22 protein-coding genes are annotated in these 23,725 nt (G+C 73.2%); 5 read left to right on the top strand and 17 right to left on the bottom strand.

The features are described from left to right. Positions 1-225: 225 nt before the first annotated feature. Positions 226-1,752, bottom strand: a complete 1,527-nt coding sequence (locus POL25_RS03305) for a DEAD/DEAH box helicase family protein (RefSeq protein WP_272084337.1) — start codon at positions 1,750-1,752, stop codon at positions 226-228. Between POL25_RS03305 and POL25_RS03300 the strand changes: the two genes are divergently transcribed. Continuing rightward, positions 1,726-2,919: a hypothetical protein gene (locus POL25_RS03300; RefSeq protein ID WP_272084336.1), complete on the top strand. Its 1,194-nt coding sequence runs from the start codon at positions 1,726-1,728 to the stop codon at positions 2,917-2,919. The two genes, POL25_RS03305 and POL25_RS03300, sit on opposite strands and share 27 nt — an antisense overlap. Continuing rightward, the gene (locus POL25_RS03295) at positions 2,916-4,064 is read left to right on the top strand and encodes a hypothetical protein (RefSeq protein ID WP_272084335.1); all 1,149 of its coding nucleotides are present in this window, start codon (positions 2,916-2,918) and stop codon (positions 4,062-4,064) included. The genes POL25_RS03300 and POL25_RS03295 overlap by 4 nt, the downstream gene beginning before the upstream one ends. A 40-nt stretch (positions 4,065-4,104) precedes the next feature. Here the strand turns inward: POL25_RS03295 and POL25_RS03290 are convergent, their stop codons facing one another. The 7 genes from POL25_RS03290 to POL25_RS03260 form a co-directional block, all read right to left on the bottom strand. Then, a complete protein-coding gene (locus POL25_RS03290) occupies positions 4,105-4,668 on the bottom strand; it encodes a GNAT family N-acetyltransferase (protein WP_272084334.1) in 564 nt (187 codons plus the stop codon). 71 nt (positions 4,669-4,739) lie between these two features. Then, positions 4,740-5,138 carry a hypothetical protein gene (locus POL25_RS03285; protein ID WP_272084333.1) on the bottom strand — a complete coding sequence of 133 codons (399 nt, stop codon included), beginning with the start codon at positions 5,136-5,138 and terminating at the stop codon, positions 4,740-4,742. A gap of 4 nt (positions 5,139-5,142) precedes the next feature. Continuing rightward, on the bottom strand, positions 5,143-5,997 hold the full coding sequence (locus POL25_RS03280) for a hypothetical protein (RefSeq protein ID WP_272084332.1): 855 nt from the start codon (positions 5,995-5,997) through the stop codon (positions 5,143-5,145). Positions 5,998-6,137: 140 nt separating this feature from the next. After that, the gene (locus POL25_RS03275; RefSeq protein WP_272084331.1) at positions 6,138-6,788 is read right to left on the bottom strand and encodes an O-methyltransferase; all 651 of its coding nucleotides are present in this window, start codon (positions 6,786-6,788) and stop codon (positions 6,138-6,140) included. After that, on the bottom strand, positions 6,785-7,948 hold the full coding sequence (locus POL25_RS03270; RefSeq protein WP_272084330.1) for a pyridoxal phosphate-dependent aminotransferase: 1,164 nt from the start codon (positions 7,946-7,948) through the stop codon (positions 6,785-6,787). Before POL25_RS03270 ends, POL25_RS03275 begins: the two co-directional genes overlap by 4 nt. Before the next feature lie 149 nt (positions 7,949-8,097). Next, positions 8,098-9,153, bottom strand: a complete 1,056-nt coding sequence (locus tag POL25_RS03265) for an SPM autocatalytic domain-containing protein (RefSeq protein WP_272084328.1) — start codon at positions 9,151-9,153, stop codon at positions 8,098-8,100. A gap of 265 nt (positions 9,154-9,418) precedes the next feature. Further along, a complete protein-coding gene (locus POL25_RS03260; RefSeq protein ID WP_272084327.1) occupies positions 9,419-10,480 on the bottom strand; it encodes a SprT-like domain-containing protein in 1,062 nt (353 codons plus the stop codon). A gap of 66 nt (positions 10,481-10,546) precedes the next feature. Between POL25_RS03260 and POL25_RS03255 the strand changes: the two genes are divergently transcribed. Then, positions 10,547-11,659 (top strand): hypothetical protein, encoded by a 1,113-nt coding sequence (locus POL25_RS03255; RefSeq protein ID WP_272084326.1) that lies wholly within the window; start codon positions 10,547-10,549, stop codon positions 11,657-11,659. After that, a complete protein-coding gene (locus tag POL25_RS03250; protein ID WP_272084325.1) occupies positions 11,656-14,013 on the top strand; it encodes a TonB-dependent receptor in 2,358 nt (785 codons plus the stop codon). Before POL25_RS03255 ends, POL25_RS03250 begins: the two co-directional genes overlap by 4 nt. On the opposite strand, the gene POL25_RS03245 is transcribed toward POL25_RS03250, so the two are convergent. The 9 genes from POL25_RS03245 to POL25_RS03205 all read right to left on the bottom strand — a co-directional run bounded on the left by POL25_RS03245 (position 14,007) and on the right by POL25_RS03205 (position 23,005). After that, on the bottom strand, positions 14,007-14,675 hold the full coding sequence (locus POL25_RS03245; protein WP_272084324.1) for a HEAT repeat domain-containing protein: 669 nt from the start codon (positions 14,673-14,675) through the stop codon (positions 14,007-14,009). The two genes, POL25_RS03250 and POL25_RS03245, sit on opposite strands and share 7 nt — an antisense overlap. Positions 14,676-14,696: 21 nt before the next feature. Next, the gene (locus tag POL25_RS03240) at positions 14,697-16,271 is read right to left on the bottom strand and encodes a hypothetical protein (RefSeq protein WP_272084323.1); all 1,575 of its coding nucleotides are present in this window, start codon (positions 16,269-16,271) and stop codon (positions 14,697-14,699) included. Between the two features lie 252 nt (positions 16,272-16,523). Next, positions 16,524-16,943, bottom strand: coding sequence for a hypothetical protein (locus POL25_RS03235; RefSeq protein WP_272084322.1), 420 nt, complete (start codon positions 16,941-16,943; stop codon positions 16,524-16,526). Positions 16,944-17,154: 211 nt separating this feature from the next. Next, positions 17,155-17,733 (bottom strand): hypothetical protein, encoded by a 579-nt coding sequence (locus tag POL25_RS03230; protein ID WP_272084321.1) that lies wholly within the window; start codon positions 17,731-17,733, stop codon positions 17,155-17,157. 195 nt (positions 17,734-17,928) lie between these two features. Next, positions 17,929-19,845, bottom strand: a complete 1,917-nt coding sequence (gene cysN / locus POL25_RS03225; protein WP_272084320.1) for a sulfate adenylyltransferase subunit CysN — start codon at positions 19,843-19,845, stop codon at positions 17,929-17,931. A gap of 355 nt (positions 19,846-20,200) precedes the next feature. Then, on the bottom strand, positions 20,201-20,965 hold the full coding sequence (locus POL25_RS03220; protein ID WP_272084319.1) for a PilN family protein: 765 nt from the start codon (positions 20,963-20,965) through the stop codon (positions 20,201-20,203). Then, the gene (locus POL25_RS03215; protein WP_272084318.1) at positions 20,962-21,528 is read right to left on the bottom strand and encodes a MotA/TolQ/ExbB proton channel family protein; all 567 of its coding nucleotides are present in this window, start codon (positions 21,526-21,528) and stop codon (positions 20,962-20,964) included. The genes POL25_RS03220 and POL25_RS03215 overlap by 4 nt, the downstream gene beginning before the upstream one ends. A 3-nt stretch (positions 21,529-21,531) precedes the next feature. Next, positions 21,532-21,909 carry a hypothetical protein gene (locus tag POL25_RS03210; protein ID WP_272084317.1) on the bottom strand — a complete coding sequence of 126 codons (378 nt, stop codon included), beginning with the start codon at positions 21,907-21,909 and terminating at the stop codon, positions 21,532-21,534. Positions 21,910-22,705: 796 nt separating this feature from the next. Continuing rightward, positions 22,706-23,005 carry a hypothetical protein gene (locus tag POL25_RS03205; RefSeq protein WP_272084316.1) on the bottom strand — a complete coding sequence of 100 codons (300 nt, stop codon included), beginning with the start codon at positions 23,003-23,005 and terminating at the stop codon, positions 22,706-22,708. Positions 23,006-23,036: 31 nt separating this feature from the next. Between POL25_RS03205 and POL25_RS03200 the strand changes: the two genes are divergently transcribed. Beyond that, positions 23,037-23,636 carry a hypothetical protein gene (locus tag POL25_RS03200; RefSeq protein ID WP_272084315.1) on the top strand — a complete coding sequence of 200 codons (600 nt, stop codon included), beginning with the start codon at positions 23,037-23,039 and terminating at the stop codon, positions 23,634-23,636. Positions 23,637-23,725 lie beyond the last annotated feature (89 nt).

Genomic DNA, 23,725 nt, shown 5'->3' with positions numbered 1-23,725 from the left:
CGGGGTCTGGCGAGGCGAACCGGCGGCGAGGGGGTCTCGCGCGAGCGAGGGCGGCGGAGCGGAGGTCAGCATTCGCCCTCCGGGGTCTGGCGAGGCGAACCGGCGGTGAGGTGGTCTCGCGCGAGCGAGGGCGGCGGAGCGGAGGTCAGCATTCGCCCTCCCGGGTCTGGCGAGGCGAACCGGCGGTGAGGTGGCCTCGCGCGAGCGAGGGCGGCGGAGCGGAGGTCAGCATTCGCCCTCGGCGGTCGAGCGGGGACGGGGTGGCGCTTCGGACATGTCTTCGGAGACATGTTCTGAAGGACCTGGTGCATCGGCCATGTCGCCGGGGATCTGGTCGAGCGGGCCGGGGCGCAGGACGGCGGGGCCGCGGCGGGGCTGCGGCTCCTTCTGGTAGGCGCGGTGCTGGCGGCGGCGCTCGCTGACGCCGTGCTCGGCGGCGACGGCGGTGCAGAGCTCGTAGAGGGTGGCGCGCTTGCCCTCTTTCTTGCGCAAGATTCGCCCGAGGCGCTGCACGTGCTCGCGGACCGAGCCGCTGCCGGAGAGGATGATGCCGACGTTGGCGTCGGGGACGTCGACGCCTTCGTTGAGGACCTTGGAGGTGAGCAGCACCGGCAGGGCGCCGGAGGCGAACTGGGCCAGCAGCGAGACGCGCTCCTTCGGCGGGGTCTGGTGGGTGATGACGGGCAGGAGGAACAGGCGCGACAGGCGGTGGACGGTGTCGTTGTCCTCGGTGAACACGAGGATCCGGTCGCGGCGGTGACGCAGGAGCAGGCGCCACATGGCCTCGATCTTGGCCTCGGCGGTGAAGGCGATCCGCTTCTGCTCGCGGTAGGCGGCGAACGCCTGGCGTCCGTCCTCGCTGCGGTGGCAGACAGCGATGAACTGGGCCCAGCCGCCAGGGCGATCGAGGCTGACGCCGCTGCCGCGCAGGAAATCGATGTAGAGGGCGCGCGCCTCGTCATAGCGGGCCTGCTCTTCTTCGCTCAGGGCGACCGCGAGTGACTTGACCTCGTAGGGGGCGAGGTAGTCGCCCTCGAGCTCGTCGATGTTGGCCCGATAACAGACGGGGCCGAGGAGGTCGGCGGCGACGCTGTGGAGGCCGTCGGGGCGCTCGAAGGTGGCGGTGAGGCCGAGCCGGAACGGGGCGAGGCAACCCTGGGCGATGAAGCGGTAGGCGGGCGCGGGCAGGTGGTGGCACTCGTCGCACACGAGGAGACCGTGGCGGTTGCCGTGAAACTCGGTCTGGGCAGCGGCCGAGTCGTAGGTGGTGACGGTGATCTCGCGGGCGTCGCTGTTGCCGCCGCCGAGCAGACCGATGGGGCGCTGCAGCCAGTGGCCCAGGACCTGTTGCCACTGCAACATCAGGTCGATGGTGGGCACGACGATCAGCGCGGGCCGACCGGTGTGGACGATGGCGAGCACGGCGAGGATGGTCTTGCCGGCGCCGGTCGGCAGCTCGACGACGCCGACGCCCCCGGCGGCCCGCCACGCAGCGAGAGCGTCGCGCTGGTGCGGGAAGGGATCGAGCGGGCCCGACAGCGCGAGGTCGAGGCGATCGTAGATGCGAGCTTTGTCGACGTAAGGAATGTGGGCGTTGTGGAGATGCGAGACGATGGCGCGGTATCGGTGGGCAGGTGCCCGATGCGTGCCAGTGCGCTTGTCGAGGCTCACGAGCGCAGCCAACCGCGCGTCACCGTCGGGGACCCCGAGGATGATGAGCGTGCCGTGATCGAAGTGGAGCTCGACGGGCATTTCGCGGCGCGGAGGGTAGCAGCAAATGCCGCGATGCGCGCCTGCGCGCGCCCCGCTCGCCGGGCGTGTATATTCGGCACGATGCCCGAGTGGCGAGACAGCACGAGCAGCGCGACGACCGGTGAGACGACGCGCGGACCCGTTGCGGGCGCCGACGAAGACGACGGCGCGGCGGCGCATGAGGCGGGCGAGGCGGGCGCGCGTGCGAGAGCTCCGGCGAGGCGTGGGGTCGGCGCGGGCGACGGCGAGGCGGATGCAGGGGCGGTCGCGGCGGCGATGCTCCGGGCCCCGCGAGATCTAGCTCCGCGCGAGCCGGCGGCGGGCGACAGCGACGCGGGGATGTCGACGATCCGCGAGGCGCCACGGACGACGGGGTCGACGACGCAGGGCCGAACGCCAGGGTTCTCGGCCGCGGTGGCGCGCGCCGGCTCGCAGGCGCGGCGATCGTTCGCCCCGGGCCTTCGAATGGCTGTCCTCGGGGCCATGGTCGTCGGGACATGTGCGATGGTTTATGTCGTTTCGCGCATGTCCGAAACGCCAGGTGCGGAGGCGGGCCCGCGGGACGGCGAGGAGCGGGGGCCCGATGCGGAGGGCCGCGGAGCGGTCGGTGGCGAGGAGCGCGGCGCTGCGGGGGCGGTCGGTGTCGAGGCGCGGGGGGCTGCGGGGCCCGGCGCTGAAGCTGTCGAGGGTGAGGCTGCGAGTGCCGTCGAGGGCGGAGCTCCGGGGGCTGGTGACGTTTCCGCGGCGGGTGACGGCGGGTGGCGTGCGGCAGAAGCGGGTCCGGCGGATGCTCCGGCGGACTCGCAAGCGGCGGCCGGTGACGCGAGCGGCGCGGGGTCGTTGTGGGTGCCGGTGGCGCAGGCCGATGGCGAGGCGGCCGAGCGGCGGCGCAAGATCGCCGGGCAGGCGCGGGCGCTGATGGCCGAGCCGCGAATATTGGCCTGTCTCTTGGGGCATGTCACGATCGGCGTCGGTCGGCGCACCGCGCTGACCGGCAGCCTGGTGGTGGCGAGCGGGGGCGAGGTCGTGCGGGCGAGCGTGCGGGCGGGCGATGGGGCGGTGCCGGCGGCGGCGCGGGCCTGCGTGGCGGACGAGCTGGGGAAGTCGCGGTTCTTGCCGGGGCCGCAGGCGCAGCTGGTGGTGCCGTTGCGGCTGGAGATCCAGTGAGCGCGCTCGGGCTGTCGTTGTGGATGGTCCTGGTGCCGGCGCCCGACTGCGTGCGCGCGGCCGGCGAGGCGCTGGGGCGCGGGCAGGTCGAGGGCGCGGCGCGGCGCGGCGAGGCCTGCTTCCGCGCGGGGGGGCACCCGCAGGGGCTGCTGCTGGCGAGCCAGGCGTGGTTGCAGGCGGGGCGCATGGCGCACGCGCGGCTGGCGGCGCGGCGTTACCTGGCCTTGCGGGCAGCTCGAGATCGGACCGCGCGCAACGTGGCCGAGCTGGTGGCGGCGTCGGCGGTCCGCGAGTCGGGCACGCTGCATCTTGCGGTCGACCCGACGGTGGCCCCCGACGAGGCGCTGACGCTGACGGCCCGTCGCGACGGCGACGGCGAGGCGCTGACGCTGCGGGCGCGCTGGGACGAATTGCTCGAGGGCGGCGCGGCGACCCTGGTGCTCGATCCGGGCCGCTGGGTGGTGACGATCGCCCGCCCGGGCTTCGCGGAGGCGCGGCTCGAGGTGACCAGCGCGAAGGGCCAGGCGACGACGCTGGCGGCCGACATGACGCGGCTGCCGCGGGCGACCGAGGGCGCGCCGGACGAGCGTCGGCGCCGGCGCTCGTGGGCGATCGCCACGCCGCTGATCGGCGGGGCGGGGATCGTCAGCGGGGCGGCGGTCACGGCGATCAGCCTGCGCGGTGCCGACAATGTCCTGCAGGACATGTCCTGCGGGACAGGCGCGAGCGCGGCCGGCTGCCGGCGTCCGCTGGCGATCTGGACCGAGCGGGGCGGCGGTGGGGCGGTGGCGCTGGGGCTCGGCGCGGGGGTGTTGGTGGCAGGATTGACGGGGCTGGCGCGCGACGAGGGGGTGCGGCGCCGGCTGTGGACGGCCGAGGCGATCGCCGGCGGCGCGGTGGCCGGGGCGGGGGTGGCGACGCTGGCCTACGGGACGACCTTCTTCGTCACTGCCAACGCGGCCGAGGCGTGGGTCGGCGAGGCGGTCGAGCGCGGCGAGGTGCTTTACATGACCGGCTTCGGCCTGATCGGCGCAGGCCTCGGCCTGGCGGCGACGGCCGCGGGCGGGCTGGTGGTCGACGCGCTGCAGCACCGTCGCGGGCGGCGGACGGCGTGGGAGTTCGTGGGCGGGGCGCTGCGGTTCTGAAGCCGAGCCGGGCGCGAGGAGCTCGTGGGCGGGGCGGGAATCAGCCGCCCACGGCGTCGAGCGGGTACGTGAAGAACACGGCGGCCTCCTCGGGCGCGACCGTGGCGGGGTCGTACAGGGCGGTGTGCACGCCGCAGAATTGGAAGCCGGCGCGCTGATAGAACCGGATCGCGGGGGCGTTGGTGCACTGCGTCTCGAGGGTCAGGCACCGCACGCGCTCGCCGCGGGCGAACTCGATGGCGGCGAGCATGAGAGCCCTGCCGAGACCCTGGCCGCGACTGTCGGGCGCGACGAAGAGGGCGCTCAGCTCGGCGCTGCGGTTCCACGGCCGCAGCTGGACCGCCGTGAATCCAGCGAGCCCGCCGGCCGCCGCTTCGGCGACCACGGCGAAGGAGGCGGTCGCGGCGGCTTCGAGCAGGGTCTCGGCGGGGTAGGTCTTGGCGAAGGGGACGCGCAGCCGGGTCTCTCGCAGGCGCACGCCGAGGCCGTCGACCTCCGGCACGAAGATGGCCGAGGTGCTGTAGGCGGCGGGCAGATCGCGCAGCGCGTCGGCGTCGGCGGGCCAGCGGAGGGGGCGCAGCTTCATGGCGACGGTTTGGGACATGTCCCTCGGGGAATGTTCGTAAGGATAGGTCCCATCGAACATGTCCCTCGGAGCATGTCCCTCGATACCGGTCAGGAGCCGGCCTGGAGGCGCAGGCGCAGGCCGAGCTCGCCGTCGACGGTGAGCAGGTCGACGGCCTCGCCGGGGGCCAGGGCCGGCGGCGGTTGCACGGTGTTGTTGAAGACGCGGCCGCCGAGGCGGAAGTGGCCGATGTGGCCGGTGTGCTGGACCTCGACGCGGCCGTCGTCGCGGCGCACGAACACGTAGGCGGTCTGGCCGCCGAGCAGGGCCTGGCGGGTGAGCGGCAGCTGGATGTGATCGGCGGGGCGCTGGCCGATCGTCAGCCGAATGCCGGCGGGGACCGGCCAGCGCGAGGCCGGGTCGAGGCCGCGCTGGCGCAGGGCCGGGTGCACGTCGTCGAGCACGAGCCACAGGTCGGCGAGCTGGGGGTCGGGGGTCGGCGGGCGCATGCGGCTAGACGATCGGGCCGATGACCCAGGTGAGCAGGTCGAGGATGAAGAACACGAGCATGCCGGCGGCGAGGCTCGAGAGCACGGCCTGGCCGAGCGGGGTGCGCTTGCCCGCGGGGTCGAGGCGCTCCAGCAGCGGCAGGCTGACGAGGAAGTAGCAGGCGTAGAACAGCGAGCCGTACTTGAGCATGCGCGCCTTGTCGGCGTAGCGGAAGTATTCGCTGATGGCGTCGCTGGCCATGAACCAGGTCTCGGCGAACGAGACGGCGTAGGCGAGGCCGACCACGACGCAGGCGAGGGCGAGCCGGCGCACGAACCGGGTCGATCTCGGGGACATGTCCTCGGCGCCAGGTTCGGCGAGGCCGAGCAGGCCGCGGACGCGGCGGATGCAGACCAACATGACCACGTGGTAGGTCACGAAGTAGGCCTGCGTCAGCGGGTACATGAACAGCGGGATCTCGCCGCGCGAGCGGCCGACCAGCGCGGCGCCGCCGTTCCACTGGGTCGGGAAGGCGTAGCGCATGCCGAGGACGTCGAAGAAGTAGTGGGTCAGGAAGTACGTGCCGACGAAGACGAACAGGAAGATCCAGGCGTTGAACTTGAACCAGTAGCTGTCGTACCACGGGGTCGCGCGCAGGGCCGGGTGGCGGCGGTGCAGCAGCGCGGGCACCAGCACCGGCGGGGCGCCGACGAGCAGGCCGAAGCCCATGAAGGTGAGGTCGTCCCAGGCGAGCACGGCCCGGCTGAGCAGGGCCCAGCCGACGAGGGCGATCCAGATCGGGCTGTAGAGCAGGATGAACCGCTCGGTCCAGGCCTTGCCCGGGTCGGCGGAGAACCATGAAGAGGGCGCTTGGGACATGGCTTTCAAGTCAGGTCAGGAGCGAGAGAGGGGCGGGGCTCGGCCGGGGTTGGGACCTGGCCGAACGGCGGAGGAGGCCGCGGACATCGGCGGGTGTTTGGGACATGTCCGAAGGGCGGGGGATGTCCCGAGGGACATGTCTAATCGCGCAGCTTGCGGGCGAGCATGACGCCGTCGCGCACGGACAGGAGGACGTGCTCGACGCGCAGGTCGGCGGCGACGTGGCGGTTGAAGGCGACGATGGCGTGGTCGCTGTCTTCCTTGGGGGCGACGACCTTGCCGCTCCACAGGGTGTTGTCGGCGACGACGAGGCCGCCGACGGGGACCAGCGGGAGCACGGCGTCCCAGTAGTTGATGTAGTTGTGCTTGTCGGCGTCGATGAAGACGAGGTCGAAGCGGCGGCCTTCGCGGGCGAGCGCGGCGATGGTGTCGAGCGCGGGCGCGAGGCGGAGGTCGATCTTGTGGCCGTGGCCGGACTCGGCGAAGTAACGGCGGGCGACGGCGGTGGCGACGGGGTCGATGTCGCAGGTGACGAGCTTGCCGTCGTCGGGCAGGGCGCTGGCCATGGCGAGGCCGGAGTAGCCGCTGAAGGTGCCGATCTCGAGCACGTCGCGGGCGCGGCTGACGGCGACGAGGATCCGCAGGAGGGCGCCCTCGACGTGGCCGACCTGCATCTGCGGCGAGGCGAGGTCGGCCTGGGTCTCGGCGCGCAGGCGGGCGAACAGCGGCGACTCGGCGGTGGTATGGGCGTCGACGTAGGCGGCGAGGTCGGGGCCGATCAGCGAGATCATGGGGCGGAGGCTAGCACGTGCGCGACATGCTCCGTGATGCGTTCGAGGCCGTCGGCGAAGTCGGGCTCGGGGGTGATGAGGGACAGCGCGAGGTGGGCGGGGGGCAGCTCGTAGAGCTCGCCGGGCTGGGTGAGCACGCCGACGCGCGCGAGCTCGCGGGCCCAGCCGTGGCCGCCGTCGTCGAGCACGTGCGGCATGCGGACGAGCGCGGTCCAGCCGGCCTCGACGTCGAGGACGCCGAGCGCGGTGCCGATGCAGGCGCGACGCAGGCGGTCGAGGTTGGCGCGGACGCGCCGGCAGATCGCCGCCTGCATGGCCGGGGCGGCGGCGAGGAGGGTAGCGGCCGCCCGCTGCACCGGAGTGGCGAGGCTGAGGTAGGTGTCGGCGACGAGCTCGAGCCGGCGCATGGCCTCGCGCACGAGCGCCTGCGGGCCGCGGGCGACGGCCCAGGCGAGCTTGAGCTGCGGCAGGGCGGCGACCTTCGACAGGCCGGAGAGCACGAAGGTGAGGGCCTGGCGCGGGGCGTCGAGGGGGCTGGCCCCGGGGACATGTCCGATGGGATAGTCGAAGAAGACCTCGTCGACGAGCACGCCGAGGCCGTGAGCGGCGGCGAGGGCGTCGACGGCTGCGAGCTCGTCGGCGGCGAGGTAGTTGCCGGTGGGGTTGTTGGGGGCGACGAGGACGATCGCGCGGGTCCGCGGGCAGACGGCGGCGGCGAGGGCGGCCTGGTCGATCGACCATGTCCCGTCGTACAGGAGCGGATAGGGCCGCAGCTCGACGTGGGCGAGGTCGGCGATCATCGGCAGCAGCGGGTAGCCGGGCTGGGGCACGAGGACGACGTCGCCGGGGTCGCAGAGCACGGCGAGGAGGTGGGCGTAGGCCTCGCTGGTGCCGGCGAGCAGGCAGATGTCGGCGAGGTCGAGGGCGAGGCCGGGGGCGCGGGCGCGGTAGTAGTCAGCGACGGCGGCGCGCGCCTGCAGGAGGCCGAGCGGGTCGGGGTCGTAGGCGGCGCTGCCGGGATCGCCGAGGCTGGCCCAAAAGTCGGGTGGGTGCGAGAGGCCGACGGCGGTGGGGTTGGAGACGGTGAGGTCGAGGGCGCCGGGCGGCGCGACGAGCGGGGCGTCGTCGACGGGCGGCCAGGCGGTGCGGCGCGAGAACACGGGCGAAACATGCCGCGGGGGCGCCGGGGAGGGCAAGCGCCGCGTGAAGGGGCGCCGACCGGAGCGGCGGCAGGAGCACGAAGGACCGCGCGCGACCGCCTGTAGAGGCGACCGCGCGCGGGGGGTTGATGGAGGACGAGGGCGGAGGCTCACTGGCAGGCGAGGTAGACGTCGACGACTTCGCCGCTCTGGACCTCGCCGGCGAGGTTTCTGTACTCGAAGCGGGCGCGCTCGCGGCCGCAGTTGCCGCGGTCGTCGCACTCGGCGCGCACTGCCACGTCGAGGTGGATGGCGACGAGATCGACGTGGGCGACGGGCACCAGCTCGGACAGCTCGCCGCGGCGATCGCCGTCGCCGTCGGACCAGAGCACGAGCTCGGCGAACACGGGGTCGGCGGCGTCGATTTTGCCGTCGCGGTTGAGGTCGTGCTCGGCCAGCGCCTCGAAGCCGTGGCCGGCCCGACGACCGCTGCGCAGCACGGTGCCGCTGCCGAACAGCTCGCGGCCGCTGTCGATCGCGCCGTCGCGGTCGCGGTCGAGCGCGAGCCACGGGAGGGTCGGCCAGTCGGTGCTCAGGCACTGGCCGACGCCGGAGATGTCGAACGAGGCGGCGGAGGCGGCGTCGAAGCGCAGCGGGGCGCCGTCGAAGTTGAGGACGAGCGGGGTGTCGCAGCGGTCCTCGGCCCACGAGTAGAGGTACAGCTCGGCGCCGTCGAAGGCGCAGAACTCACCCATGCAGCCCAGGTCCCAGCCGTCTTCCGGGAGGCAGGCGGGCAGCTCGTCGCTGTCGCACTCGGTGTAGTGCTCCTGGCCCTCGTGGACGAAGCAGACCTGGACGCCGATCTGGCCGTCCTCGGTGTCGCACTCGCGCTGATGCGGCCACTCCCAGCCGTCACAGGGCTGGACGGCCTGGGGGCGCGGCGCCGGCGGGGGCGGCTCGGGCTGGTCCTCGCCCTCGCTCTCGCCCTCGCTCTCGCTCTCGCTGTCGGTGCCCTCGGGGACTTCGGGGCTGCTGGTGGCGCCCTCGCCCTCGGTGGTGTCGGGCTCGGGCGGGCCGTCGGGGACGTCGGCGGTGCTGCTCTGGCCGTCGGTGGTGGTGTCGTCGGTCACGTCGCCGGTGCTGGGGCCCTGCTTGTCGTCGCACGCAGGCGCGAGGGCGAGGGCGGGCAGGAGGGCGAGGCTGAGGACGATCCGCGGGCTGAGCATGATGCGAGGGGACAAAGCAGGAGGCGTGCCAAGGCGGTCTGAGGGCCTCCAGCGGCCGTTCGGGCCCAAATGCGCGGATCGGGCCGGGGCCGCCGCGACATCGCTGTCACTGACGGGGCGAGGCTGTCGGGGCGCGCCGCCGTGTGCGAAGCGGTGGCAGGTGAGCGCGGCCCGGCGTGGCCCCATTTGCGACATGGGCTTTGGGATATGCTCGATGGGACATGCCCTTCAGGGCATGGTCGAGAGGACATGTCCCAAGGGTCGGTCAGTCGTCGCGGCCGCGCGGGAGGGCGAGGCCGCGGCTGGCGTGCTCGCGGACCGGCTTGTGCAGCGTGAGGCCCTCGCCGGCGGCGCGGCCAGCCGCGTGGGCCCGGCCGCGCTGGACGGCGGAGGAGCCCATGCTGCGGATGTACGGGTGGCGGCCGCGGAGGTAACGGTCGAGGTCGACGTCGCCGAGCCACACGAGGCCCTGCTCTTCGTTGCGCTGGCGCTCGCCGCGGAGCTTGTCGCGGAAGCCGGTGAGGAGGCCGGCGCTGAACTCCCGGCGGCGGTTGGCGGGCAGGCCCATGTCCTGCTTGGCCTGCTGCCACAGGCGCTTGGTGGAAGCGTGCAGGAAGTCGTGGACGTAGGCGGCCATCTCGAGGTTCTCGGCGGTGCCGAGGACCTCGAGCACGCGCTCGGTCCGGAGCCGGCGGGCGTTGTAGGTGGTGACCCAGATGCACTCGACGAAGAAGAACTCGCTGAGGATCGAGCTGACGAGCTTGGCCTCGAGGCCGATCGCGGCGGCGCTGTCGCCGAGGCGGCGCGCCTCGTAGTCGCGCGGCGGGCCGTCCTGCGGCAGGTCGAGGTTGTAGCGCAGCAGCAAGGTGTTGGCGGCGGCCATGGCCGCCTCGGCCTCGTGGCGGTTGGCGCTGGTGGCCAGCGCGAGCAGCTTCTGCACGCGCTTGAGCACGCGCGCGGCCGGGTCGTCGCTGGCGCGCGGATTGCCGGTGGCGTCGGGCCGGATCTCGAGCAAGGCGCAGGCGCGGGCGAACTGCGGGCCGTGCGGGCGCACGTCGCCGCCGAGGACCTCGTCGACGTACTGGTGGGCCATCTCGTGCTTGAGGGTGTCGAGGACGTCGTCCCATCGATGCGACAGCAGGTGCTCGTGGGCCAGGCCGAGCGTCCGCGTCTCGCGCTGCCAGTGACCGAGGCGCGCGGTCGAGAGATCGATCTGCAGCACCGGCGGCTTGAGGGCGCCGCCGAGGTGCCGCTTGTTGAACTCGTGCCAGCTGCGCAAGAGCTCGGTCAACCAGGGCCGGTGGAGTGTCTCGTGCAAGGAGACCATGCGGGCCGGAGGATCGCGGAGGCGGGCGCGGTCGACAACGAGAATCTGAGCGGTTAGGCTCCCCCGGTGCCGCTCCGCGCATGGCTGCGCTCCCGGGCCCGCGAGGGCGCCGCGGCGCCGATCGGCGCGAGCCTGGTGATGGTCGCGGCGGCGCTGGCGGGCGCGAGCTGCTTGCCCGAGGAGCGCCCGTATTGGGTGATCGATCACACCGACGCGCTGGCGATGCGCTTCGAGGTGATCGAGCCGGGGCCGTGGGGCGCGGACCCGCCGCCCGGCGGCGGCCCCGTGGTCGAGGCGATGCCCGGCGACCGCGTGCGGGCCACCGCGTTCGTGGCCGGGCCCGAGGGGCCGGTCGATGTCGCGGCGCTGCAGCCGCGATGGTTCGTGTGCGGCGGGATCGGCTGCACCGGCGGCCAGGTGGTCGACCTTACGGAGGCGCTGCCGTGCGGCCCGGTCGCGCTGCCGAACCTCGACACCTGCGCGCTGGATCCGGGGCCGGCGGCGACGTTCGAGCTCGGGCCGCTGCGCGACGTGGTCGACGCGGCCAGCATCGGCGTGATCGTGATGATGGTGGCGGGCACGCCCGAGGGGCCGAGCACGCAGGAGTGCCTGCGCCGCGCCGACGCGCTGGCGACCGCGTCGTCGTCGCTGCGCGACTGCCTGTTCTTCGTCCGCACGCTGCGGATCGGGCCGACTTGGCGCACGGTGGTGGCGGGGGCGGCGATGGGGGCGACCTCGCCGGTGGGGCCGTCGGACCTGCCGTGGCAGATCAGCCAGGTCGAGCCGGACGTGGCGCCGGCGATCGCCCACTTCGCGGCGTGGGTGCCGGCGCCGGGCGGCGGCGAGTACTTCCTCGAGGCGCAGTCGGGGGCGACCCTGTCCGTTGGGACAGGTGACGAGCTGACGCTGTCGCTGGTCGAGGCGGCGCCGCCGCAGACGTACTACTCGGTGTCGGTCGACCAGTCGACGCTGGCGGTCTCGGTGTCGCCGATCGTCGAGATCCGCGGGGCGGCGTGGTTTGCGACGGTGCCGGCGCCGTTCGAGGCGACCGCCGGGCCGGGCTTCGAGGTCGAGTGGCGCGCGCCCGAGCAGCCGGGCACGCACCACCTGTACGTCATCCTCGCCGACGGCCGCAGCGCCACGACGGCGTGGCTGCGGGTCGAGGTCGCGGGGCGATGAGCGGCTGGCGCCAGGGACATGTCGCTCTGGTCATGTACTTTGGAGCATGTCTGAAGGCGCATGCCGCCCCACCGCCGCGGCCGCCGCCGCAGGTCAGCGAGCCGTGCGCCGGGCGCGACGACTGCGGCACGCTGCGGGCGCGGGTGCGGGCGGCCGGGCTGCGCACGGCGCTGGCCGAGGCGCGGGTGGTGCTGGTGAGCGCCGGCGGCGAGACGACGATCGTCGAGACCGACGCGGCGGGGCGGATCGCGGTCGACCTGCCGCCAGGGAAGCTGCGGCTGGTGATCGCTACGCCGGGGTTCGAGCGGCTCGAGCAGACGCTCGAGATCCTCGCGCGGGCGACGACGGAGCGGCAGCTGTTCCCGCGGCCGACCGAGTGGAACCCGTATCGCACGGTGGTCCGCGACGCCACGGAGAAGCGGCCCGAGGCGGGGGCGCGGTCGCTGTCGCGCGAGGAGATCGCGACGATGCCCGGCAGCCAGGGCGATCCGCTGCGGGCGCTGCAGAACCTGCCCGGGGTGGCGCGCACGCCGGGCGGGCTGGGGCTGCTGGTGCTGCGCGGGGCGAGCCCGCTGCAGTCGGGGGTGTTCGTCGGCGAGCACCCGGTGCCGCGGGCGTTCCACGCGCTGGCGCTGGCGAGCGTGGTGCCGGGTGATGTGATCGAGCGCCTCGATTTCGTGCCGGGCAACTTCGACAGCCGCTACGGCAACGCGTCGGGCGGGATGGTGGTGATCGAGCCGCGCCGCGGGCGACGCGACGGGGTCCACGGGCACCTCGGGGTCGACCTGCGAGCCGCGAGCGCGCTGGTCGAGGGGCCGCTGGGGAAGCGCGGGTCGTTCATCGTCGGGGCCCAGCGCGGCTACCTGGACGCGGGCCTGCGCGCGTTCATGTCGATCACCGACTCGAACGGGACGGTGCTGCCGACCTATTACGATTACCAGGCGATGGTCGACTTCCCGCTGAAGCAGGGGGCGTCGATCTCGGCCCGCGTGCTCGGGGCCGGCGACCGCATCCGGTTCCGCTTCCGCGACTACGAGAAGGAGGGCGGCTACGAGGACGCGGTCGACTACCGCTCGAGCTTCCATCGCGTCGACTTCACGTATCGCAAGAAGATGGGGGCGTGGTCGACGATGGTGTCGCCGGCGCTGCGCTTCGATGTCGGCCGCCAGCTGATCCCGGTCGAGGAGCGCGAGCAGTTCCGCCGCGACTACGTCGGGTCGCTGCGGGCGGAGCTGCAGCGCTCGATGTCGAAGCGGTTCGACCTGATCGTCGGCGCGGACCTGATCGTCGATCACTACCGGGCCCGCGGCCAGGTGCCCGACGGGGTCAGCTGGCCGCCGCCGGAGCAGTCGGCGCGCGGCGAGCAGACGTGGCTCGGGCTGTACTCGTCGGGGCGACTGCGCCTCGGGTCGCTGCTGCTGGTGCCGGGCTTCCGCGCGTCAGGGTTCGCGCTCGGGTCGGAGCGGGCGTTCGCCCTCGACCCGCGCATCAACGGGCTGTGGGAGGTGAGCGACGCCTGGCGCCTGCGCTTCGGCGCGGGCATCTACTCGCAGTCGCGGCAGTCGGAGTTCGGGGTCGACGCTCGCATCGTGCCGAGCTCGGGGCAGATCGGGACCAATCAGGTGGTGCTGCCGGCGTACTTCGCCAACTTCGAGCCGGCGTTCGCGGTGCTGCCGGGGCAGAACACGCTGCGGGTGATCCGGGCGCTGCAATTGTCGGCAGGGGCGTCGCACGACCTGCCGGCCGACATGACGATCGACGCGACGGGGTTTTATCGCGATCAGGACAACGCGGTGCCGCCGGTGAGCCTCGGCGGGTTCGCCACGCGGATCTCGTACGGGCGCACGTACGGGCTCGAGCTGCTGCTGCGCAAGCCGCTGACGCGCCGGCTGTACGGCTGGCTGGCGTACACGCTGATGCACAGCGAGCTGCTGTTCGCGCAGCAGCACGGCGATCCGGGCGGGCGCCGCCCGGGGGACTTCGACCAGCGGCACAACCTGACGATCGTGGGGTCGATCAAGCTGGGGCGCGGCTGGCAGATCGGCGGCCGGTTCCGTCTGGTGTCGGGCCAGCCGTACACGCCAGTGGTCGGCTCGCTCGAGTACGAGGGCGGCTTCCTGCCGATCCGCGGGCTGCAGAACTCGGCCCGCTTCCCGCCCTTCCATCAGCTCGACATCCGCGTCGACCGGCGCTGGATCTACAAGCGGGTCAGCTTCCTCGCGTACCTCGACATCCTCAACGTGTACAACCATCAGAACGTCGAGATGTACGTGTACAGCTATGATTTCCGCGACACGGTCGGCGGCTTCGGGCTGCCGATCTTCCCGTCGCTGGGGCTGCGCCTCGATTATTGATCGGGGCGCAGGGCCTGCAGGCGTCGCCGGGCCTCGGCGAAGCGCGCGAGGTCGTCGGCGGTCGGGACGGTGTCGTCGTCAGGGCCGCGGATCAGCGCGAACAGGGCCGGATGATCGCTGATCCGGCGCCGCCGGACGCCCCAGCGGTGCAGCAGCGAGTCGCAGGCGTGGCTGCGGACGAGGTAGCTGGGATCGGCGACGGCGTGGAGGAGGGCGGCCTCGTCGGCCGGGCCGGCGAAGACGCGCAGGGCCATGGCGGCGTCGACCCGCGCGGACCATGGCTGTCCTTTGGACCAGGTTGATTGGAGGATGGCGACGAGGTGATCGGCGAGCCGCGGGTCGGGCGCGACGTCGTGGAGGGCGCGGACGAAGCGGACGCGGGTGGACGGATCGAGGGGAGGATCGCCGCCGTCGAGGCGGACCCGCATGGCTTCGAGGGTCGGTGGGTCACGCATGGCGGCGAGGGCCTCGGAGGCGTGGTCGTCGCCGAGCGAGCGGCCGAGCTGCAACATGGCGAGGGCCCGGGTCCGCGCCTGTCCTTTGAGCCTGGTGACGGCCGCGACGTCGAGGCCCTCGTGCCAGATGTGATAACCAGTGCCGAAGGTGTCCTCCTTCCAGCGGCTCCAGGTGGCGGCGAGGTCGTTCATGAGGGGGGGCGTCAACGGCAGCATAGGGCTCCGCGGTCAGGGCAGGAAGCGACCGGCGTAGACGTCGAGCGCGCCGGCGGAGACGACCTGCAGGGGGTCGTGGGTGAGCTCGGAGGCGAATGCGCCGGCGATGGCGATCTCGCCGGCAGGGCCGACGCCGAGGCCAGGACCGGCGGGCGCGAGGGCGCCGACGAGGTGCCGACCCCAGACGAAGTTGCCGCCGCTGGTGAGCTTGACGAGCAGGGCCCCGGGCGCGTCGCCGAGCGGGCCGCTGCCGAGATCGATCGGCTGGGCGCCGAGCGGCAAGTAGGCGAGCACGCGGCCGGTGGGATCGACGGCGAGGCCCGGCGGCTCGGCGCCGAGGATGAAGCCGCTGCGGGCCCAGAGCAGGTCGCCGTCGGGGTCGATGGCGGCGAGGTAACCACCGAGCTCGCCAGCGGCCGGGGTGGGCAGCGGTCCGTCGCCCAGGTCGAGGCCGCCGCCGTGGATGCCGGCGACGACGAAGCTGCCGTCGGGCGCGGCCGCGAGCGCGCGCACGCGATCGTCGCCCGGACCGCCGAGCTGGGCGCCCCACTGCGGGACACCCTCGACGTCGAGGCCGGCGAGGAAGCCGTCGCGGCCCTGACCCAGGAGGTTGATGTCGGCGATCTGCAGGCCGCTCTCGAGCTCGCCGGCGAGCAACACGGCGCCGGTGGGCGCGACGGCGACGGCGTGGGCGGTCTGATCGGCGGGCGCGAGCGGCAGCCAGCTCCAGGTCGGGCCGGCGACGGGATCGAGGCCGATGGCGAAGAGGTCGCGATCGAGGCTGCTGGTCTTGTCGCCGGCGATGACGATGTCGCCGTCGTGATCGCCGACGACCACGAGGTCGTCGGCGGGCGTGCGCGCGAGGTCGAGGGCCTCGACGTCGTCGCCGCCGATCGGGTGGAGGATCGCGGTGGCGCCGTCGGGTTCGAGGACTGCGACAAAGGCGGGCCGGGAGCCGAGGCCGTCGAGCTGATGCGGATCGAGCAAGAGCTGGCCGGTGAACGAGCCGGCGACGGCGATCCGATCGTCGGAGAGCGCGACGACGGCGCTGATTCGCTGCAGGCCGGCGCCGGCGAAGTGACGGATCCACAGCGGCTCGCCGGCGGGATCGAGGCGCAGGACGAAGCTGTCGCCCGCGAGCGGATCGGCAGGAGCGACGATCACGTCGGGGGCGGTGCCGAGCTCGCCGGTGAACTCGCCGACGACGACCACGCTGCCGTCGGACAGCACGGCGACGTCGGTGGCTCGCTGGATCGCCGCGTCGCCGCTGCGGCGCAACCATTCGAGCTTGCCGGCGCACTCGAGGGCGTCCTCGCAATCGTCGGCGGGCGCGGGGCAATCGTCGGTGCAGGCGCCTTCGCTGGTCGTCGAGGTCGTCGAGCCGGTGTGATCGGGATCGTCGGTCGAGGCGCTGCCGGTGGTGACGCCGGTCGTGGGGCCGCCGCTGTCGCTCGGGGCTTCGCCGTCGTCAGGGCTGTCGTCGTCGTCGTCGACCGGCGCCGGATCGCCCTCCGAGAGCGCGAAGTAAGGGTTGGGCCGGGTGCACGAGACCGTGGCGGCGACCAGCAAGACGACGCGACGTGACATGCGTCCGAAGATACGAATGAACCACCGGCCGGCGAATCATGGCAGGCCGCGCCGGGGCGACGGAGCGCTGGAGAGACCGGCTGCGGCCGGGCTCGCGGCGATCTGGAGATGTCCTTCGGGACATGCGACGTCGGCGGGGCGTCCGCGCCGCGGGGGGAGCGCCTGCGCGTGGCCGCAGCCCGGTGCGTCGATTCTGCGATCCGGATCACACGCGCGGCGCATCCTCTCGGGGCGAGAATTTCGGACGCGGTCTCAGCGAGCCTTGAGCGCCGCGATCTTGGCCTCGTGCGCCGCGATGGCGTCGTCGAGGTTCTGGATGGTGTTGCGGATCATCTGGCGATCCTGCTCCGAGCCGGAGTCCAGGTAGGGCTCGGCGTCCTTGCGGGACTTCTTGAGGCCCTCGAGCTCTTTCTCGAGGACCTCGAGCTCGTCGCCGCCCGCCAGCTTGGCGCGCTCCGCCGCGACCTCCTGCTGGGCCTCCTGGAGGCGCTTCTGGTGCTCCTGGGCCTTCTTGCGGGCCGCGTCGACGGGGCCGGAGAGGGCAGGGTCGGCGCAGACCGAGAGCACACAGGCGAGGCCGTCCTTGCAGTCGGCGTCGGCCGAACACTGCGAGCCCGCGGCGCCCCGGGATTCGCAGGCGGTCAGCGCGAGGACGAAGAGGAGTCGGATCACGGCCCCAGGGTCGACGGCGAGGGCGCCGAAGGCAAGCGGCTTCGGCGGGCGATGTCACGCGAGCGGCGCGGCCCCGGGCGCGATGGCGGGCGCTGGCTGTCTCAGAGGACAGGTGGCAATGCGGCGGTCCGGGGAACTGGCGCGTGCGCGGGGAGCGACCACTGGCGAAGCGCCAGTCGGGATCGCGAGTCGCTGGGTGACGATCGCGGCGCTACGCGCTCGCGGGCTCGCGCGGGGTGGTGGCGGCGAGCAGGAACGCGGCGGCGAGGATGACGTGAATGGCGAGGCCGAACGGGCGGTGGCCGAAGGTCTGGAAGTGCATCCAGAGCGTGGTGCCGGTCAGCACGACGCCGCCCCAGCGGGTCAGCCAGCGCGCGCCGACCGGGCGGTCGGAGGCCTCGGCTTCGGCCTTGGTGTAGATGTAGTAGATGCAGGCCACGGCGGTGAAGCCGATGAACGACACCCGCATCGGGATGCCGGGGGCCTGGATCAGCGCGATGGCGTGGAGCGCCAGGAGGGCGTGGGTCAGCGACAGCGGGAGCTCGATGATCCTGGCGGCGCGCTGGCGATCGCGCATCAGGCCGGCGGCGGCGACGGCGAGGCCGAACAGGAACGGCGAGCCGAAGGTGATGAGGCTGAACACGGCGGCGACCGGATCGCGCGCGCCGATCGCCAGCAGCCAGTCGAGCAGGCTGGCGTCGCCGATGATCGGCAGGGCGATGGCGGAGAACAGGGTGAGGCCGAGGGCGGCGCTGTGGCGCGGGAGGACGGGCGAGCCGGGATCGACCATAGTCTCAGGATAGCAGGATCGCTGCGAGGCGGCGAGCCTGTCCGAAGGGGCAGGTCGCAAGGGACAGGTGTGACGCCCGGCGTGGGCGCGCTCGCCGGGCTCCATGCCTGGGTCCGGCGCGCTCGCCGGGCCCCGCGTTCGGGCCTGCTGTCGCAGGCCGCGCGCGAGCGTGACGCGAGGGTCCCGACGCGCAGGTCAGCCGAGAGCGCCGCGCGAGCGCAGCAGCTCGACCAGAGCGTCGACGCAGGCGGCCTCGTCGAGCTCGTGGGTCGGCAGGACCAGGTCGGGGCGGGCGGGGGCCTCGTAGGCGGCGCTGACCCCGGGGAAGGCCTTGAGCTCGCCGGCGTCGGCGCGGGCGTACATGCCGGTGCGGTCGCGCGCGCGGCAGACTTCGAGCGGGGCCGAGAGGTGGACCTCGAGCACACGGCCGTCGCCGATGACCTGGCGGGCCCGGGCGCGCACGGCCTCGTGCGGGGCCACGAAGGCGCAGATGCACAGCAGGCCGGCCTCGTTGAAGAGGCGAGCGACCTCGGCGGCGCGGCGCAGGTTCTCGCTGCGGTCGTCGGCGGTGTAACCGAGGTCGCGCGCGAGGCCGCGGCGCATGGCCGGGCCGTGGAGCACGGTGACGGCGCGGCCGGCGGCGAACAGCCGCTGCTCGAGCGCGTAGGCGAGGGTGGCCTTGCCGGAGCCGGGCAGGCCGGTCAGCAAGAGGGTGACGGCGCGCTGGCCGAAGCGGGCCTCGCGGGCCTCACGCGCGACCGCGCTGCGAGGATCGCGGCCGCCCTCTTCGACGCCGGGCGCGGCCCACGAATCGCCGATGCCGCCGCGGTCGCCTCGATCACAGAGCATGCCGGCGCCGACGGTGCCGTTGGTGGCGCGGTCGATGAGGATGAAGCCGCCGGTGGCCTGATTGACGGTGTACGGATCGAAGTCGATCGGGCGGTGCAGGCCGAGCCGGCAGCGGCCGATCTCGTTCATCGCCAGGCTGTCGGCCGGGCGGCGATCGAGGGTGGCGATGTCGACGCGGTGAAGGACGGCCTCGAGCTCGCCGGGCACGGTGCGGGTGTTGTGCTTGACCAGGTAGCTGCGCCCGCGCACCAGCGGCCGCTCGTCCATCCACACGATCATGGCCTCGACCTCGCTGGCCTGCTGCGGCTCGCCGCCGGGGCGGACGATGACGTCGCCGCGGCTGACGTCGACCTCGTCGGCGAGCACGACGGTGACGGCCATCGGCGCGTAGGCCTCGTCGAGGTCGCCGTCGAAGGTGACGAGCCGCTTGACGGTCGAGCGCGCGCGCGACGGCAGGACGACGACCTCGTCACCGACGCGCAGGACGCCGGAGGCGATCGAGCCGGCGAAGCCGCGGAAGTCGTGGCTCGGCCGCAGGACCAGCTGCACGGGCAAGCGGAGGTCGCGGAGGTTGCGGTCGCTGGCGATGTGCACGGTCTCGAGGTGGGCCAGCAGCGGCGGGCCCTGGTACCACGGCATGCGCTCGCCGGCCTCGACGACGTTGTCGCCCTCGCGCGCGGACATCGGGATGAAGGTGATGTCGTGGATCTGCAGGCCGGCGGCGAAGTCGGTGTAGGCGCGCCGGATGTCCTCGAAGACGGCCTCGTCGAAGCCCACGAGGTCCATCTTGTTGACGGCGACGACCAGGTGCTTGATGCCGAGGAGGCTGCAGATGAAGCTGTGCCGCCGGGTCTGCGGCATGACGCCGTGGCGCGCGTCGATCAGGATGATGGCGAGCTGGCAGGTGCTGGCCCCGGTCGCCATGTTGCGGGTGTACTGCTCGTGCCCGGGGCAGTCGGCGATGATGAACTTGCGCCGGTCGGTGCTGAAGTAGCGGTAGGCGACGTCGATGGTGATGCCCTGCTCGCGCTCGGCCCGCAGGCCGTCGGTCAGCAGCGCCAGGTCGAGCTCGCCGCCGGTGGTCCCCTGGCGCACGCTGTCGCGCCGGATCGCCGCCAGCTGGTCCTCGTAGATCGCCCGCGTGTCGTGCATCAGCCGGCCGATCAGGGTCGACTTGCCGTCGTCGACGCTGCCGCAGGTCAAGAGACGCAGGAGCTCCTTCTGCTGGTGGCGCTCGAGATAGGCGTGAATGTCGTCGGTCATGGCGGCGGCGGCCACGAGCTTGCGCGGCCAGGGGGGCCGCTGGCAACGGTCCACGGGCCGTCGCGCCGTCGCCGCTGACGGGCCGCGAGGGCGCCCGCGTCGCTGCCCGGGGCCTGGTCGCCGCTGGCGCGGAAGGTTGAGTTCGCGCACGCGCTGCGGGCGCGGGGATCGGGGCTGTCTTGGGGCCCGACGCTCCGGCGGGCTGGCGCGTGGCCGCGAGGCGCTGCGCGGCGGGTCGGCAGGGTCGCGGCGATGGGATGGCCTTTGGGACATGCTCAGGAGCGCATGTCGTATCGGGCATGCTCGAAGGGGCATGTCCGAGAAGACATGCCTCTTGGGCCATGTGCGCGGTGGCTCAGCGGGGGCAGGCGAGCGAGTGGGTCGCGACGCCCTCGCCGTAGATCTTGTGCTCGGGGAAGCGCTCGCGCAGGTGCTCCTCGAGCTTGCGGGCGACCCGCCAGGTCGCGGCCTCGTCCTGGCGCACGATCGTCATCGCGTTGCCGCCGCGAGTCCGGCGCAGGGCGTCGACCAGGCCGGCGCCGCCGTCGGCGAGCCAGTCCTGCAGCTCGCCGAGCGCCGCGGGCACCACGCCGCACGGCTTCCAGGCCCCGGCGAGCGGCTCGGTGCGGTAGCAGCAATGGTTGACGACGGCGTCGCCGACCAGCTCGCCGTCGACCTCGATCTCGAACACCGAGAAGTGATCGAGCAGGCGCGCCAGGACCTCCTGCCGGCGCAGGACTTCGGCGCCGGAGGTGGTGGCGGTCGCGGCGGCCTGCTCGGTGGCGGTGCGCAGCGCGGCGAGGGCGGTCCGCAGCTCGGTCTGGGCCTCGCTCGCGCGCGCCAGCTCGGCCCGCGCGGCCTCGGCCTCGGCCCTGGCCGCGGCGTGCTGCTGCCGCAGCTGCGCCAGCTCGGTGGGGTCGTCCTGCTGCCGTAGTCGCGCGAGCTCGGCGGGGTCGACCTGCTGCGCGCGCAGCTGCTGCAGCTCGGCCTGCAGGGCCGCGGTGGTGGCGGTCGAGGCGTCGAGCTGGCCCTCCTGAATGGTGGCGAACACGAACAGCACGACCATGAAGACGTCGAGCAGCGGCAGCAGGTCGAGGGCGTGGCGACGGCGGCGCTTCACGGCTCGGGCCTCGCGGGCGGGTGCTCGAGGCCCTCGAGCAGGGCCTCGCGCACGTGCTGCGAGGCGCGCTCGAGCAGGGTCTCGCAGGCGCCGGCGACCAGCGACAGGGCGATCGCGCCGATGAGGCCCCAGAAGGTGGTGCCGAGGGCCATCGGCAGGCTGGCGCGGAAGCCCTCGAGGTCGGTCGGATCGGAGCTTACCAGCGCGAACACGGTGCCGAGGATCCCGAGGTGCACCGCCAGCTGGGCGAACCGCTCGATCCACGAGATCCGCTCGCCGAGGCGGATCAGCGCGCGCGCGGCCGGCTCGACCTGCTGGCCGCTGAGGAGGCGGGCGAGCTCTTCGAACGAGAGGTCGACCACCGGGGCCGATTCGAGGCGGCGGCGGATCGGGTGGTTTTCGGCCAGCTGGGCGCCGATCTTGCGCAGGACGACGAGGCCGCCGGCGAGCACGTCGCGGTGACGGGCCGCGCCGGCCAGCCAGCCGAGCGACAGGGCGGTCATCGCCAGGACGGCGGCGAGGACGACGATGCTGAAGGGGTCGAACAGCGCCTGCCAGAACACGCGCTACTCCGATACGACCTGGGCCTTGGCGCCGCGGCCCTGCAGGCAGGCGCGCAGGGCCTCGACGGCGCGCTGCGAGCCGGCGGTGGCCTCGATCTCGACGGTGGTGCCGGCGGCCTGGTCGGCGCACACGGCGTCGCAGGCTCGCGCCTCGCTGGCCTCGCCGAGGCGGCACTGCTCGCCCTGGACGACGACGCGGACCCTCGTCTGCGCCGGGGTCGCGGCGGGCTTGGCCGACTCGGCGGCCGGCGCAGGCGAGCCCGCGTTCGGGGACAAGCCGAAGCCGACGAAGCAGTCGTTGAGGTAGCCGGCGACGAGGGCGACGAGGGCCGCGAGGAGGACGACGAAGCCGGCGCGGGCAGGACGGGAACGGCCGCTCACCCTGCGACGATGACGTACGGCGCCGCCTCGCGCAACCGCGTCGGCGTGGATCGCCGGGTCATGACAGCGCTGCAACGGGGCGATGCGGGCCCGCGGCCCCGGGGTCCTACCCCCGTGCGAGGCCGTGCACGGGCCCGCGCGCCGCTTGCGTCCGGTTCTCCGCGACAGTGCGGCGATCGAGGGCTGATTCGCATCCGTGACTGCAAGACGATTCGTGTGTGCCTCGGTCTGCTCGCTCTGGCGGCCAGCGGCGACAGCGGCGGCCGCAGCGACGCAGCTCGGCGACCGCGGCGGTGACGATGACCGGTGATCTTGCCGGACCCCACCACCACGACCACCACCGGCGAGCCCGACGGGGTGCACGAGCTGACCGGCGACCAGGCGTTCGTGGTCGCCGGGCTCGTCGACGACGCGCCGCAGGCGACCTTCGAGCCCGTGCATGCGCCGACGGTCCTGCGCGACGTCGACGGAGACCCGAGGTCACAACCTTCGCTATGGCACCAAGATGGTGTTCGCCTGTCCCGGCGCGCAGTTCGACGTCGTCGCGCTCGGGCGCGAGGAGGTCAGTGCACACCTCGTCCGCCCGACAGTCAGCCGGGGTGGGCCGCCCCTCTCGTCGTGTTCTCCGGGCCCGCGAGGGCGTTCGCCAGCGCGGACCTCGACCTCGACGACGTCGACGCCGATGGCCGAGCCGACATGCAGAGCGAGCTGTCCATTGCCTACGGTTACCGCCGAGCCCCGCCGCTACGAAACCCTGGCAGCCGATTGCGAGCGTACCCGGTGGGACGACGCGGCCTTACACGTCGGCGACTTCGACGGCGACGGCCGCCTCGACTTCGTGATCGATCCGGTGTCGGGCTCCGCCGTGCTCGTACGGAACGTCGAGGCCCGCGTGTGGGGCGAGCCGGAGGTATTGCCCGGTGAGCTGGCGATGTTCAGCGGCGCCGACACGGGCGGCCGCGTCGACCTCGTGACCCGGGACGGGCCCCCACTCTATCGCCACCTCGACAGCGATCCCGACCGCCGCGCCGCGCTCGTCACCGACGAGGAAAACTCTTGCTGCGCTGGCGTGATTCGCCAGGTGCGATCTTGCCACGCGTACCGGGAGTCGGGTATGTCGCCCGCGCATGCAGAAGATTCACAGCTTCCTCGCCCTCCCTCTCGTCATCGCGCTGGCCGCCTGTGGTGGCGACGCCAAGAAGACCGACGTCAAGGCCGACGCCAAGGCCGAAGCGCCGAAGGCCGACGCACCGAAGGCCGACGCGCCGAAGGCTGACGCGCCGAAGGCCGACGCGCCGGTCGAGATGATCGAGCACGACCTGGCGAGCGCCGATCCGGAGTGGGCCGGGTGGGTCGCCAAGGGTCCGAAAGAGGGCAAGGTGATGCAGGATGGTATCAAGGGGGCGCGCATCGCCGCCGGCCGCGCCGCTGGCTTCGACCTCGCGTTCGCGCCCAAGCACACCGACCTCGCCACCCTCAAGGAGAGCCTCGAGAAGGGCGCCAGCGCCTCCGAGGGCAAGCTCAAGCTGACCTTCACGACCGAGACCCCCGAGGCGCTCGAGTGGACCGCCGACGGCTACGGCGCGGTGAAGTACAACTTCGTGCGCAACATGAAGGCGGGCGACCGCGAGGTCACCTGCAAGAACAACTACATGGTCGGCATCGCCTCGCAGGAGTCGCTCGCGCGCCACAAGGAGGCCTGCGACACCCTGCAGAAGAAGGGCTGAGGGCTCGGCCGCGAGCGTGCCGCTGCACGCTCGCCCTGCGCCGCGGAGGGCGTGCGTGCGCGCGCCCGTCCGCCGACGCTGGGCCGAGG

It is taken from the genome of Nannocystis bainbridge, assembly GCF_028368995.1.
GTDB classification, from domain to species: Bacteria; Myxococcota_A; Polyangia; order Nannocystales; family Nannocystaceae; genus Nannocystis; species Nannocystis bainbridge.
The sequence above is the reverse complement of the archived record's forward strand: the minus strand, read 5'-3'. Positions and strand labels throughout refer to the sequence as shown.

Excerpts from the sequence above, each read along its gene's own strand:
- POL25_RS03305 (WP_272084337.1), bottom strand. The coding sequence starts at position 1,752 with ATGCCCGTCGAGCTCCACTTCGATCACGGCACGCTCATCATCCTCGGG.
- POL25_RS03290 (WP_272084334.1), bottom strand. The coding sequence starts at position 4,668 with ATGTCCCAAACCGTCGCCATGAAGCTGCGCCCCCTCCGCTGGCCCGCC.
- POL25_RS03285 (WP_272084333.1), bottom strand. The coding sequence starts at position 5,138 with ATGCGCCCGCCGACCCCCGACCCCCAGCTCGCCGACCTGTGGCTCGTG.
- POL25_RS03280 (WP_272084332.1), bottom strand. The coding sequence starts at position 5,997 with ATGTCCCAAGCGCCCTCTTCATGGTTCTCCGCCGACCCGGGCAAGGCC.
- POL25_RS03275 (WP_272084331.1), bottom strand. The coding sequence starts at position 6,788 with ATGATCTCGCTGATCGGCCCCGACCTCGCCGCCTACGTCGACGCCCAT.
- POL25_RS03265 (WP_272084328.1), bottom strand. The coding sequence starts at position 9,153 with ATGCTCAGCCCGCGGATCGTCCTCAGCCTCGCCCTCCTGCCCGCCCTC.
- POL25_RS03260 (WP_272084327.1), bottom strand. The coding sequence starts at position 10,480 with ATGGTCTCCTTGCACGAGACACTCCACCGGCCCTGGTTGACCGAGCTC.
- POL25_RS03250 (WP_272084325.1), top strand. The coding sequence starts at position 11,656 with ATGAGCGGCTGGCGCCAGGGACATGTCGCTCTGGTCATGTACTTTGGA.
- POL25_RS03240 (WP_272084323.1), bottom strand. The coding sequence starts at position 16,271 with ATGTCACGTCGCGTCGTCTTGCTGGTCGCCGCCACGGTCTCGTGCACC.
- POL25_RS03230 (WP_272084321.1), bottom strand. The coding sequence starts at position 17,733 with ATGGTCGATCCCGGCTCGCCCGTCCTCCCGCGCCACAGCGCCGCCCTC.
- cysN (WP_272084320.1), bottom strand. The coding sequence starts at position 19,845 with ATGACCGACGACATTCACGCCTATCTCGAGCGCCACCAGCAGAAGGAG.
- POL25_RS03200 (WP_272084315.1), top strand. The coding sequence starts at position 23,037 with ATGCAGAAGATTCACAGCTTCCTCGCCCTCCCTCTCGTCATCGCGCTG.